We start from the raw sequence: 13,170 nt of genomic DNA, 5'->3' as shown, positions 1-13,170 counted from the left end.
CGCCAATGCCAAAGGCCTGCGCTGCTGGTGAGGATGGAAACCAATCCCGCGGCGCGGGCGCGAGGAGAGGTCGTGGAGGACGAAGTGGATCGAAGCCGGATCCCGGTCAGGCGAGCGACGCTGGAGGATGTGGCGCGCGAGGCTGGGGTCTCGCTCGCCACGGCCGACCGGGTCGTGAACCAGCGCGACGGGGTCCGCGCCAAGACCGTCGAAAGCGTCAGGCGCGCGATCGCCAAGCTCGACTACCGGGCCAACCCGGCGGCTGCGCGGCTGGCGCGCGGCCAGTCCTTCCGCTTCGCCTTCATCCTTCCTTCCAGCACCAACGCGTTCATGGCCGGGCTGATGCAGCAGGTGCGCCGGATCAGCGACTGGCTGGAGCCGCAGAACGCCTTCGTCGACATCCTGCAGCTCGACGTCTTCGATCCCGAGGCACTGGCGAGCGGGCTTGCTGGCCTCGCCGACCATTTCCACGGCGTCGCCACGGTGGCACTCGACCATCCCAAGGTCCGCGCCGCCATCGACGATCTCGTCGCGCGCGGCGTGGCCGTGGTGACCTTGGTCTCGGACGCCCCGACCTCCCGCCGCGCCCATTATGTCGGCATCGACAATCCGGCGGCGGGGCGCACCAGCGCCTCGCTGATGGGCCGCTTCCTCGGCGGCCGCAGCGGCAAGGTCGGCGTCATCCTCGGCTCGATGTCGCTGCGCGACCATGTCGAGCGGCTCTACGGCTTCCAGCAGGTGCTCTCCGGCGACTATCCCGGGCTGACTCTCCTCCCGGTGCTGGAGGGACGCGACGAGAGCGAGCGCAACGAGGCGGCGGTGGCCGGGCTCCTCGCGGATCATCCCGACCTGATCGGGCTCTACAATATCGGCGCCGGCAACGAGGGTATCGTCACCGCCCTGGAAACCGCCGGCCGGCCGCTCGTTTTCATCGCGCATGAATTGACCGAGGCGACGCGGCGCGGGCTGCTGTCGGGCACCGTCGCGGCCGTGATCAACCAGGATCCCGGCCACGAGGCGCGCTCGGCGGCGCGCCTGCTGATGGCGGAGGTCACCGGCGAGCCGATCCTGCTCGACCAGGAACGCATCCGCATTGAGATCTTCCTGCGCGACAATATGAGCTGAGGCGGCGCAGCCTCAGTCGCGGGCGTGGATGCTCTTCCAGATCGCCAGCGGCGTCGCCGGCATGTCGAGATGGCGCACGCCATGCGGCGCGAGCGCATCGACCACCGCATTCATCACCGAAGGCAGCGAGCCCGCGCAACCGGCCTCGCCGCAGCCCTTGGCGCCGACGCGGTTGGTCGCGGTCGGGACGCCCCGGCTGGCGAAGGAGAAGAACGGCACGTCCGCCGCGCGCGGCAATGCATAGTCCATGAACGAACCGGTCATCAGCTGGCCGGCCTCGTCATAGACGGTCATCTCGTAGAGCGCCTGGCCGATCCCCTGGACGACGCCGCCATGCAGCTGGCCCTCGACGATCAGCGGGTTCACCACCACCCCGAAATCGTTGACCATGACATAGCTGGCGATCTCGACCTGGCCGGTCTCAGGGTCGATCTCGACCTCGGCGATGTGGCAGCCATTGGGATAGGCCGAGGGCGCTGCCTTGAAGACATGGTCGACATCGAGGCTCTGCGGCAGGTCGGCAGGGAAGGGCGTGCCCGTCCGCAGCCGCTCCGCGAGCGTCATGATGCCGATGCTGCGGTCGGTGCCTGCGATCCTGAACTCGCCGCCGGCGAACTCGATGTCGACCGGGGCGGCCTCGAGGACATGGGCGGCGAGCAGCTTGCCCTTCTCGATGACGAGTTCGCTCGCCTCGATGATCGCCGAGCCGCTCGCCATTACCGATTTCGAGCCGCCGGTGCCGCCGCCGGCGATCAGGCGGTCGCTATCGCCCTGGACCAGGCGGATCTTGTCGAAGGGTACGCCGAGCTGGCTCGACAGGATCTGGGCGAAGGGCGTCCAGTGGCCCTGGCCGTAGTCGAGCGTCCCGGTGACGATGGTGACGCTGCCATCGGCCTCGAAATGCAGGCCGCCCATCTCGTTGGTCGGCGGCGCGGTCACTTCGAGATAGCAGCCGATGCCGCGGCCGCGCAGCTTGCCGGCCTTGCGGCTCTGGCGCTGCCGCGCGGCGTAGCCCTTCCAGTCGGCGGCTTCGAGCGCCTGCGCGAAGAGGGCCGGGAAATCGCCGCTGTCATAGACGGTGCCGATCGGCGTCGTCCAAGGCAGCTGCGCCGGCTTGACCAGATTGCGGCGCCGAAGCTCGGCGCTGTCGATCCCCATCTCCCGGGCGGCGGTATCGATCAGCCGCTCCATGAAATAATTGCCTTCGGGCCGCCCGGCACCGCGATAGGCGCCGATCGGCGGGGTGTTGGTCACGGCGCATTTGGCGAGAACCTCGACCAGCGGCGTGCGGTACATCCCGACGCTGTTCTTGCCGATGTTCAGGCTCGCCATCATCGGCCCGACCGGCGAGAGATAGCCGCCCATATTGCCGATCCCGGTGAAGCGCGTCGCCAGGAAGCGCCCGCGCGCGTCAAGCGCGAGCTCGGCCTCGAACACCATGTCGCGGCCGTGATGGTCGGCGACGAAGCTCTCCGAACGCTGGTCGGTCCATTTCACCGGCTTCTTCAGCAGGCGGGCCGCGTGCAGCAGCGCGATATGCTCGGGGAAGACCGAGGCCTTCATGCCGAAGGAGCCGCCGACATGGCCGGTGACCAGCCGCATCTTCGCCGCCGGCACGCCCATCGCCGCGGCGAGATTGTTGCGCAGACCGAAGACGCCCTGGCTCGGCGCATGCAGCGTGTAGCGGCCGGCCTTGCGGTCATAGCTCGCGATCGCCGAGCGCGGCTCGATCGGATTGACCACGACGCGGTTGTTGACGATCCGCAGCCGGGCGACATGGGCCGCCCCGGCGAAGGCGGCGGCGACCTTCCCGGCATCGCCGGACTGGTAGTCGAGGACGAGATTGCCCGGCACCTCGTCATAGAGAAGCGGCGCGCCGGGGGCGAGCGCCTCCTCCCCGGAGGTGACGGCCGGCAGAACCTCGATATCGAGCAGGACGGCCTCGGCGGCATCGCGCGCCTGCACGGCCGTGCGGGCGACGACGACGGCCACGGGGTCGCCGGCAAAGCGGACCTTGCCGGTCGCCAGCGCCATGCGGACCGGCTTGCGCATCGGCGTCCCGTCGCGGTTGGGCAGGTCGATCTGGCAGCGCAGCGGGCCATAGCCCTGCCCTTCAAGGGCGGCGCCCGTATAGATCGCGACCACGCCCTTCATCGCCGTCGCCGCCGACGTATCGATGCTGTTGAGCAGGCCATGCGCATGCGGGCTGCGCACGAAGGCGGCGTAGAGCTGCCCGTCCAGCGACAGATCGTCGGTGTAGCGCCCCTCGCCGCGCACCAGGACAGGGTCCTCCTTGCGCGGCACCGGCTGGCCGATTCCGAACGGCGTCGAGGAAAGCTCGGCGGGAGCTGCGCGCATATTCATGACGAGGCACCACGATGGGAGGTTGGGCCGATCGACGAGCGATCCCCGCTGCAGAGCGCAGACCGGTTTGCCTGCCTGATTGTCACATGGAAGGCGGCGTGTTTGTCAAATGCGCCCGCGTAGGGGCCGACCCGCGCCATCGGCGCGCCGATCCCTGGCGAAGGCGAGACACAGCGCCGCTGCGCTGTGCCGGAAACACGTCTCTCTCGAACTATTGTCGCCGAGGTGGCAGGGGCAGCGAACTGTTCAGTAATGGAAGGTCCACAGCAGGCTCTCGCTCAGGCCCTTCAGCGCCTCGACCGCATCTGGGCGCTCGCGCGCCAGCGTGGTGATCAGCGCATCGGCGACGGCGAAGGCGGCAGTCGGCGAGTTCGGCAGGAAGCTGTTGCGGGCGGGGGCGAAGAAGGTCATGTCCGCCAGCGGCACCAGCGGCGATGACGGGCTGTCGGTCAGGGCGACCAGGACGGCGCCGCGTTTCTTGGCGAATCTGGCGAGCTCCAGCGTGGCGCGCGAATAGCGCGGCAGCGAGATCGCGATGACGACGTCCTGGGGTCCGGCCGACAGCATGTGGCGGACGGCGCGCTCGGGCCCGCCACGCGAGGACGCAAAGACGACCTCCGCGTCGAGATAAAGCGCCAGCCCGTCCTCGAGGAAGGCCCCGACATAGTGACTCGCGCCGGAGCCGGCGATGAAGATGCGGCGCGCCTTCAGCATCAGGCCGATGGCGCGGTTGACCGTCGCCTCATCGAGCGTCGCGATCGCCTCGTCGAGATTGGCGGCCTCGCCTTTCAGCGTCGTCGCCATGGTGGCGAAGACCGATCCGGCCGTGGCACGTGCGTCGGCGAGCCCCTCGACCGGACCGAGCGCAACCTTGAGCGCCGTCGACAGCGCCGTGCGGAAGTCGCCGTAGTTGCGGTAGCCGAGCGCCCGGACGAAGCGGGTCACGGTCGCGGTCGAGGTGCCGCTCTTCTCGGCCAGGCCCTCGATCGTCACCGTCGCCGAGTCGAGCGGGCTCTGCAGCACGAAGTCGGCCGCCTTGCGATGGCCCTCGCTCAGCGAGGGATAGATCCGGGCGATGCGATTGGCGAGATCCGTCGTCGGCTTCAGGGCGCGTGACATGGCTCTTCCGGTGATTGACGTCGGATCATTTTCATGTTTGCTACCGCGTGAAAATAAAGCTGTCAAAACCATCAGCTACGGGAACGGAGACCGACCGATGCGTCAGCGCGCATTCATCACCCTTCTGCTCGGCGCCAGCATGCTAAGCGCCAGTCTGCTAAGCACTTCCGCCACGGCGCAGACGCTGCGCATCGCGCTCGCCTCCGAGCCGACCGCTGTCGATCCGCATTATCACGAGCTGACGCCCAACAATGCGCTCGCGGCCCACATCTTCGACAATCTCGTCTTGCAGGACGAAAACCAGGCGCTGAAGCCGGGCCTCGCCACCTCCTGGGAGAACGACGGCAAGAACCGCTGGACCTTCAAGCTGCGCCAGGGCGTCAAGTTCACCAACGGCCAGCCCTTCGGCGCGCAGGACGTGGTTTTCACCTTCTGCCGCACGCTGAAGAACGAGACCAAGGTCTCCGACTCCTTCGCCGACGTCACCAGCAATTTCGCCAAGGTCGAGACACCCGACGCCAGCACGCTGGTGATCGAGACCAAGGTGCCGGAACCGCTGCTGCCCAATCTGCTCTCCAGCCTGCCGATCCTCTCGGCTTCGATCGTCCAGCACGGCGAGATCAGCTACGATGTCGCCAAGAACTGCGGCGTCACCGGTCCCTGGCCGGCAGTCAGCAATTTCAACGACGGCACGATGGCGATCGGCACCGGGCCGTACAAGCTGAAGTCCTATGTCCGGGGCTCGGCGATCGAGCTCGAGCGCAACCCCGACTACTGGGGCGGCGCCCAGCCCTGGGCCACCGTGCGCTTCCTGCCGGTGACCAATGCCGGCCCGCGCCTCGCCGGCCTGCTCGCGGGCGACTATGACGTGATCGAGAACCCGGCGGCGCGCGACCTTGCCCGCATCAAGAGCGACAAGCGCTTCGGCTCGGTCATCACGCCCTCGACCCGCATCGTCTACTTCCAGCTCGACGTCGCCCGCGACGAGAGCCCCTTCGTCAAGGCCCCGGACGGCAAGAACCCGCTGAAGGATGCGCGCGTGCGCAAGGCGATGTCGCTCGCCATCGACCGTGAGGCGATCGTCAAGCGCATCATGGACGGCGCGGCCGAGCCGGCCTACCAGTACCTGCCGACCGGCATGTTCGGCACGCTGCCGAACCCGCCCAAGCTCGCCTATGACCCGGCCGCCGCCAAGAAGCTGCTGGCCGAGGCCGGCTATCCCAACGGCTTCCAGCTGACGCTGTCCTCGACCAATGACCGCTACATCAACGACAGCCAGATCACCCAGGCGGTCGCGCAGTACCTGACCCAGATCGGCATCAAGGCCGAGGTCGACGCGATGACCCGCGCGATCTACTTCCCGCGCCGCGCCAAGAAGGAATTCAGCGTCACGATCGGCGGCTGGGGCTCGGCGACCGGCGAGGCCGCCTCCTTCCTGCGCCAGTGGCCGCCGACCCCGAACGAGGCCAAGACCCTCGGCGGCTCGAACTATGGCGGCTACAAGAACGACGAGTTCGACAAGGTGATCCGCGCCGCGGTCTCGGAGCTCGACGACAAGAAGCGCGCGGAACTGCTGCAGCAGGCGATGAAGCTGGTCCTCGACGACGGCGCCTTCATCCCGCTCCATTTCGAAAGCGGCATCTGGGCCTTCAAGTCGGAGCTTTCGGTCGCGGGCCGCGCCGACCAGTACATGCTCGCCATGTCGGTGAAGCCGGCGAAGTAAGCCGGCAAGCGCTCGTCCGAGGCTCGGTGCCATGACCGCCTATGTCCTGCAGCGGCTGATCCAGAGCGTGCTCGTGCTGCTCGCGGTCTCGGTCGTGGTCTTCTTCGCCGTCTACGGCATCGGCGATCCCGTCGAGCTCCTGGTCTCGCCCTCGGCCAGCGCGGCCGAGCGCGAGGCGCTGATCCGCCGGCTCGGGCTCGACCTGCCGGTCTGGCAGCAATACCTGACCTTCATGGCCAATGCGCTGAAGGGCGATCTCGGCCGCTCCTTCGTGCACGGCGTGCCGGCGCTGCAGCTGATCCTGCAGCGGCTGCCGGCGACCTTCGAGCTCGTGCTGCTCTCGATGATCCTGGCGCTCGCCGCCGGCATCCCGCTGGGGCTGATGGCGGGCCTGAACCCCGACAGCCGGCGCGCCCGCATCGTCATGGCCGGCACCGTGCTCGGCTTCTCGCTGCCGAGCTTCTGGAAGGGCATGATGCTGATCCTGCTCTTCGCCGTCTGGCTCGGCTGGCTGCCGACCGCCGGGCGCGGCGAGACGGTCTCGCTCCTTGGCGTCCAGACCAGTCTGTTGACACTGGACGGGCTGCGGCACATCGCCCTGCCCGCGCTCAACCTCGCCATCCCGAACCTTGCGCTGATCATCCGGCTCGTCGCTGCCGGCACCACCGAGACGATGACGCAGGACTACGTCAAATACGCCCGTGCCAAGGGGGTGCGCCCGAGGCGCATCGTCAACCGGCACATCCTGCGCAACATCCTGATCCCGGTCGTGACCGTGGTCGGCGTCGAGTTCGGCAGCCTCGTCGCGTTCTCGACCATCACCGAGACGGTCTTTGCCTGGCCGGGCATGGGCAAGCTCCTGATCGACTCGGTCTACCAGCTCGATCGCCCGGTGGTGGTCGCCTATGTCCTCTTGGCGACGCTGCTCTTCGTCACCGTCAACTTCCTGGTCGACGTGCTCTATGCCGCGCTCGACCCTCGGGTGAAGCTCGCCGGAGAGCAGGCATGAGCCCAGGCGCCTCCCGCCTCGCCGGCCCCATCCAGGCCGACACGCCCCTGCGCGAAAAAGTGCTGCGCCATCTGCGCAACCGCCCGACCACGCGCGGCGCCGCGATCCTGCTGGGGATCATGGTAGCGCTCGCTCTGCTGGCTCCGTTCATCACGCCGCAGAACCCGCATGATCTCGGCTCGCTCAGCGTGATGGACAACCGGCTGGCTCCGGGCGAGCGCGGCATGGGCGGCTTCACCTACTGGCTCGGCAGCGACGCGCAAGGCCGCGACATGCTGAGCGCCATCCTCTACGGACTGCGCACCAGCCTGCTGGTCGGCCTCGCCTCGACCGTCGGGGCGCTTTCGATCGGCATCCTCGCCGGCCTCGCCGCGGCGCAATTCGGCGGCGTGGTCGACGCCATCATCATGCGCATCGTCGACTTCATGCTCGGCTTCCCCTCGATCCTGGTCGCGCTCGTGCTGCTCGCCTCGATCGGGCGCGGCGTCGACAAGGTCATCCTTGCCATCGTGCTGGTGCAATGGGCGCAGTATGCAAGGCTGATGCGGGCGGCGGCGCTGGTCGAGCGGCGCAAGGAATACATCGAGGCGGCCGTGAATTTCGGCCTGCCGACCCGCCACATCATGCTGGCGCATCTCCTGCCGAACTCGGTCGGCGCGGTGCTCGTCGTCGCATCGATCAGCATCGCCTCGGCGATCACGCTGGAGGCGACGCTGTCCTTCCTCGGCGTCGGCGTGCCTGTGACGCAGCCATCGCTCGGCCTGCTGATCGCCAACGGCTTCGAGTTCCTGCTCTCCGGCGAATACTGGATCGCCGTCTTCCCGGGTATCGCGCTCGTGCTCCTGATCATGTCGCTCAATCTCGTCGGCGATCGCCTGCGCCGCAGCTTCAACGTGCGCGCATGAGCGAGACTCCTCTCCTCTCCGTGCGCGGCCTCAAGACCGTGTTCCATGCGCAGGACGGCGCCTGGCCGGCCGTCGACGGCGTCGATTTCAGTGTCGCCAAGGGCGAGGTCCTCGGCCTCGTCGGCGAATCCGGTTCCGGCAAGTCGGTCACCGGCTTCTCACTGGTGCAGCTGATCGACCCGCCGGGCGAGGTCGTCGCCGGCGAGGTGCTGTTCGACGGCGATGATCTGCGCGCCGCCTCGCCGGAGCGCCTGCGCCAGCTGCGCGGCGACCGGATCGCAATGATCTTCCAGGATCCGCTGATGACGCTGAACCCGGTGCTCAGCATCGGCGAGCAGATGAGCGAGGCGATCCTCGAGCATCGCGACTGCAGCCGGCAGGAGGCGTTGGACAAGGCGGCGAAGGCGCTTGCGCGCGTTGGCATCTCCTCGCCGGAGACCCGGCTGAAGCAGTACCCGCACGAATTCTCCGGCGGTATGCGCCAGCGCGTCGCGATCGCGACCGCCCTCCTGAACGATCCCGACCTGATCATCGCCGACGAGCCGACCACCGCGCTCGATGTCACCATCCAGGCGCAGATCCTCTACGAGGTGCAGAAGCTTTCGCGCGAGACCGGCGCCGCGGTCATCTGGATCACCCACGACCTCGCCGTGGTCGCCGAGCTCGCCGACCGGGTGGCGGTGATGTATGCCGGCCGCATCGTCGAGATCGGCGACGTGATGACCGTGCTCGACCGGCCGCGCCATCCCTATACGCTCGGCCTGCTCAATTCCTCGGCGACCATGGTCGAGCCGGGCCAGCGCCTGCACCAGATCGACGGCATGGCGCCGCGCATCGACTCGCGCCCCTCCGGCTGCCCGTTCCGGCCGCGCTGCGAGCGGGCGTTGCCCGTCTGCGCCGACGCCGATCCGCAGCAGCAGGCCCATGACGGGCGCACCCTGCGTTGCCACAACCCCGTGCCCGACCAGGTGGCGGCATGAGCGAGACCCTGTTCGAGCTGCGCGGCGTCCGCAAATATTTCCGCGGCAAGGCCAATATCGCCGAGCGCATCCTGACCGCAATCGGCCGACATGCGCCGCCTGCGACACTGAAGGCGGTCGACGGCGTCGATCTCAGCGTCCGCAAGGGCGAGGTGCTCGGCCTCGTCGGCGAATCCGGCTGCGGCAAGTCGACCCTGGCGCGCATCGCGACCGGCATCCTGCCGCCGACCGAGGGCGAGGTCCTGTACAAGGGGCGATCGGCCGCGGCGCTGAAGGGCAAGGACCGGCTCGATTATCTGCTCAAGGTGCAGATGATCTTCCAGGACCCTTACGCCTCGCTCGATCCGCGCATGCGGGTGAGCCGCATCGTCGGCGAGGCGCTTGCGGTCCACAAGCTCGTGCCGAAGGCCGAGCTCGACGGCGCGGTCGACCGGGCGCTCAGCGAGGTCGGACTCGATCTCGCCTATCGCGAGCGCTACCCGCACCAGTTCTCCGGCGGCCAGCGCCAGCGCATCGGCATCGCCCGGGCGCTCGCGGTGAAGCCCGATTTCCTGGTCTGCGACGAGCCGGTCTCGGCCCTCGACGTCTCGATCCAGGCGCAGGTGATCAACCTGTTCATGGATGTGCGCGAGCGGCACGGGCTGACCTATCTCTTCGTCAGCCACGATCTCGGCCTCGTCCGCCATATCAGCGACCGAGTCGCGATCATGTATCTCGGCCGCATCGTCGAGATCGGCAGCGCCACCGCGATCTTCGCCGAGCCGGCGCACCCCTATAGCGCCGCCCTGATCAAGGCTATCCCCTCTGCGGCGCGGCGCAAGAGCAGCTTCCAGCCGCTCAAGGGCGAATTGCCCTCGCCATTGGCGCCGCCGCCTGGCTGCCCCTTCCATCCGCGCTGCGAGCACGCCATGGCGGTCTGCCGCGAGGTCCGCCCGGACCTCGCGGAGATCGCGCCCGGCCGCAGCGCCGCCTGCCACCTGCATACGACTGCGAAGGCCGCATGAGCACGCTCACACTCGATCCGCCGCAGGGCCGCAGCACCCTGCCCTTCCTCGATGCGCGCCATCCGCAACGGCCGCTGGAGGTCAATTTCTACCGGCCGGCGCGTCATCGCCCGGACGACGAAGTCGTCTTCGTCCAGCACGGCATGCTGCGCAATGGCGACGACTATCGCGATTTCTGGATCGAGGCGGCCGAGACGCACAACCTCCTGATCGTCGCGCCGACCTTCGGCAACGCGCACTTCCCCAAGGCAGAGGGCTACAATAACGGCCTCGTTGTCGGCGAGGACGGCACGCTCGCCGCGCAGGACGATTGGCTCTACGCCGTGCCGGCCCGCGTGCTGGCGGCTTTGCGCCAGGCCGGCGTTACCACGCGCGACAAGGTCAGGCTGTTCGGCCATTCCGCCGGCGGCCAGTTCGTCCACCGCCTGCTGGCGACGCAAAGCGAGACACCCTTCGAGACCGCTTTCGCCGCCAATTCCGGCTGGTACACGCTGCCGACGCTGGAGCGGCGCTTCCCGGAAGGGCTCGGCGGGCTCGGCCTCGGCGAGGCGGACCTCAAGCGCTGGCTCGCCTGGCCGATGGTGATCTTCGCCGGCGACCGGGACATCGTCACGGATGATCCCAACCTGCCGGCTCAGGCGGAGGCGCTCGCGCAGGGGCCGATGCGCTATGCCCGCGCCCATTTCATGCTCGATTTCGCCAAGGCGGAAGCCGCCAGGCACGGCCTGCCCTGCAACTGGTCGCTGATCACCGTGCCCGGCATCGGCCATGACGGAGCGGCGATGTCGCGCGCTGCGGCGGCGTACTGGTTCGAGGGCCGTATCCCCTCGATCGAGGAGTTGAAGCCGGAGGCGACCGCAGTCGCCTGAGGCTCGACCGGGCGAGCCCGATCTGCGACATCTGGCGTCAGGTTCTGGTTGGAGGCCGATCGCGATGAAGCTGCTGCTGGCGGGTGCGACGGGGCTGGTCGGCGGCCATGTGCTGGCGCAGGCGCTCGCCGACCCGCGCATCGATGCGGTGATCGCCCCGACGCGCCGCGCCTTGGCGGCCCATCCGAAGCTGCTCGCACCGGCCGTCGATTTCGAGGCTCTGCCCGAGGATGCGCCCTGGTGGGCGGCGGATGCGGCGATCTCGGCGCTCGGCACGACCATCGGCAAGGCGGGCTCGCAGGACGCCTTCCGGCGGGTCGATCACGGTTACCAGCTCGCTGTCGCTCGGCTCGCTCACCAGCACGGCACCCCGGCCTTCATCCTGAACTCGGCGCTCGGTGCCGATCCAGCCTCGCGCATCTTCTACAATCGGGTGAAGGGCGAGCTGGAGCGTGACCTCGCCGGCCTCGACTTCGCCTCGCTCACTTTTGTCAGGCCGGGCCTGATTGGCGGGGAGCGGAGCGAAGTCCGAACCGCCGAACGCGCGGCCCTCATCCTGCTCGGCATTCTCGGTCCGGTGCTGCCGCGCGCCTGGCGCATCAATCCGGCCAGGCGCATCGCCGCCGCGATGATCGAGGCCGCCATAGCGGCGAAACCCGGCAGGCATGTCGTCAGCTCCGCGGCGCTCGTCTGAGCGAACGCGAGCGATGACGACGACGGCGCGACAGACCGATGCGATCGTGCTCGGGGCCGGCATCGTCGGCGTCAGCATCGCCCTGCATCTGCAGGAGCGTGGCCGCACCGTCCTGCTGGTCGACCGCCGCGAGCCCGGCGCCGAGACCAGCCATGGCAATGCCGGGCTGATCGAGCGCGCCTCGGTCGTCCCCTACGCCTTCCCGCGCAGCCTCGCGACGCTCTTCGCCTTCGCCTTCAATCGCTCGATCGCGGTGCGCTATCGGCCCGCGACGCTGCTGCGGATGGCGCCCTGGCTGGCGCGCTATTGGTGGAATTCGGCGCCCGGCCGGCTCGATCGGCTGGGGCAGGCCATCCTGCCGCTGATCGAGCGCTGCCTCGACGAGCACCGGCACTGGACCAAGGCCGCCGGGACCGAGGCGCTGATGCGCGACGAGGGCTGGATCGAGCTCTATCGCAGCCGGCACGGGTTGCAGCAGGCCGTCAAGGCGGCAGAGGACCTCGCAGCCTACCGTCTCGCCTACGATGTCCTCGACGAGGCGGCGCTGCAGGCGCGTGAGCCCGGCTTGCTGCCGGGTATCGTCGCCGGCGCCCTGCACTGGCGCGATCCGGCGACCGTCAGCGATCCCGGCGCGGTGACGCGCGCCTATGCCGCCCTCTTCGCCGCGCGCGGCGGCGAGTTGCGACGCGCCGACGCGACCGGCCTGCAGCAGGACGACACGGGCTGGCGCCTATCGGCCGGCGCCGAGGATTGGCGTGCGCCCGAAGCCGTCGTCGCTCTGGGCCCCTGGTCGAACGACCTCTGCGATCGGCTCGGCTATCGCTTTCCGCTCGGCTTCAAGCGCGGCTACCACATGCACTACGCAGCCGCGGACGATACCGTCCCGCGGCATCCGCTCTGCGATGTCGAGGCCGGCTTCGTAATCACTCCGATGGCGCGCGGCATCCGCCTGACCACCGGCATCGAGCTCGCCGCCCGCGACGCGCCCTCCGATCCCTGGCAGCTCGACCGGGCCGAGGCCATCGCCCGCCGGATCATGCCGCTGGGCCAGCGCCTCGAGGCAGAGCCCTGGCGCGGTGCCCGCCCCTGCCTGCCCGACATGCTGCCGATCATCGGCCCGGCGCCGCGGCATAACGGCCTCTGGCTCGCCTTCGGCCATGCCCATCACGGCTTCACGCTTGGCCCCGCGACCGGGCGGCTCCTGGCCGAGATGATGACCGGGCAGGCGCCGTTCTGCGATCCCGCGCCCTTCGCGGCCGCCCGCTTCGCTTAGGCCGCCATGCGCTTCTCCGCCGCATGCTGCTCCTCCGAGACGCCGGCGCGCCAATAACTGACGACGAGATGCGTGCGAGCGACAGGCGAGGATGACAAGATCGGG

At 68.9% G+C, this 13,170-nt stretch carries 11 protein-coding genes; 9 read left to right on the top strand and 2 right to left on the bottom strand.

Annotation, left to right across the window (positions count from 1 at the left end; all coding sequences use genetic code 11):
* Positions 1–84: 84 nt before the first annotated feature.
* Positions 85–1,125 (top strand): LacI family DNA-binding transcriptional regulator, encoded by a 1,041-nt coding sequence (locus tag CXY91_RS17015; protein ID WP_248307529.1) that lies wholly within the window; start codon positions 85–87, stop codon positions 1,123–1,125.
* A gap of 12 nt (positions 1,126–1,137) precedes the next feature.
* Here CXY91_RS17015 and CXY91_RS17010 read toward each other — a convergent pair whose 3' ends face one another.
* Positions 1,138–3,489 (bottom strand): xanthine dehydrogenase family protein molybdopterin-binding subunit, encoded by a 2,352-nt coding sequence (locus CXY91_RS17010; RefSeq protein WP_199777481.1) that lies wholly within the window; start codon positions 3,487–3,489, stop codon positions 1,138–1,140.
* A gap of 246 nt (positions 3,490–3,735) precedes the next feature.
* Positions 3,736–4,608, bottom strand: a complete 873-nt coding sequence (locus tag CXY91_RS17005; RefSeq protein WP_158673455.1) for a MurR/RpiR family transcriptional regulator — start codon at positions 4,606–4,608, stop codon at positions 3,736–3,738.
* Between the two features lie 97 nt (positions 4,609–4,705).
* Here CXY91_RS17005 and CXY91_RS17000 point away from each other — a divergent pair, with 97 nt between their 5' ends.
* The 8 genes from CXY91_RS17000 to CXY91_RS16965 all read left to right on the top strand — a co-directional run bounded on the left by CXY91_RS17000 (position 4,706) and on the right by CXY91_RS16965 (position 13,065).
* A complete protein-coding gene (locus tag CXY91_RS17000; RefSeq protein ID WP_100962460.1) occupies positions 4,706–6,331 on the top strand; it encodes an ABC transporter substrate-binding protein in 1,626 nt (541 codons plus the stop codon).
* A 31-nt stretch (positions 6,332–6,362) separates the two neighbouring features.
* Positions 6,363–7,340 carry an ABC transporter permease gene (locus CXY91_RS16995; protein WP_100962459.1) on the top strand — a complete coding sequence of 326 codons (978 nt, stop codon included), beginning with the start codon at positions 6,363–6,365 and terminating at the stop codon, positions 7,338–7,340.
* Entirely contained in the window at positions 7,337–8,245 is a 909-nt protein-coding gene (locus tag CXY91_RS16990; protein ID WP_091841594.1) for an ABC transporter permease, read from the top strand. Before CXY91_RS16995 ends, CXY91_RS16990 begins: the two co-directional genes overlap by 4 nt.
* The gene (locus tag CXY91_RS16985) at positions 8,242–9,225 is read left to right on the top strand and encodes an ABC transporter ATP-binding protein (RefSeq protein WP_100962458.1); all 984 of its coding nucleotides are present in this window, start codon (positions 8,242–8,244) and stop codon (positions 9,223–9,225) included. The genes CXY91_RS16990 and CXY91_RS16985 overlap by 4 nt, the downstream gene beginning before the upstream one ends.
* Entirely contained in the window at positions 9,222–10,229 is a 1,008-nt protein-coding gene (locus tag CXY91_RS16980) for an ABC transporter ATP-binding protein (RefSeq protein ID WP_100962457.1), read from the top strand. The genes CXY91_RS16985 and CXY91_RS16980 overlap by 4 nt, the downstream gene beginning before the upstream one ends.
* Positions 10,226–11,098, top strand: coding sequence for an alpha/beta hydrolase family protein (locus tag CXY91_RS16975; RefSeq protein ID WP_100962456.1), 873 nt, complete (start codon positions 10,226–10,228; stop codon positions 11,096–11,098). Before CXY91_RS16980 ends, CXY91_RS16975 begins: the two co-directional genes overlap by 4 nt.
* 64 nt (positions 11,099–11,162) lie before the next feature.
* Positions 11,163–11,792, top strand: a complete 630-nt coding sequence (locus CXY91_RS16970) for a Rossmann-fold NAD(P)-binding domain-containing protein (protein WP_100962455.1) — start codon at positions 11,163–11,165, stop codon at positions 11,790–11,792.
* 13 nt (positions 11,793–11,805) lie between these two features.
* Positions 11,806–13,065 (top strand): NAD(P)/FAD-dependent oxidoreductase, encoded by a 1,260-nt coding sequence (locus CXY91_RS16965; protein WP_100962454.1) that lies wholly within the window; start codon positions 11,806–11,808, stop codon positions 13,063–13,065.
* Positions 13,066–13,170: the final 105 nt, after the last annotated feature.

Origin of the sequence: Allobosea sp. FBZP-16, from assembly GCF_002831785.1 — a bacterium.
Taxonomy (GTDB): Bacteria; Pseudomonadota; Alphaproteobacteria; order Rhizobiales; family Beijerinckiaceae; genus Allobosea; species Allobosea lupini.
This window is presented reverse-complemented; position numbering and strand designations above follow the sequence as displayed.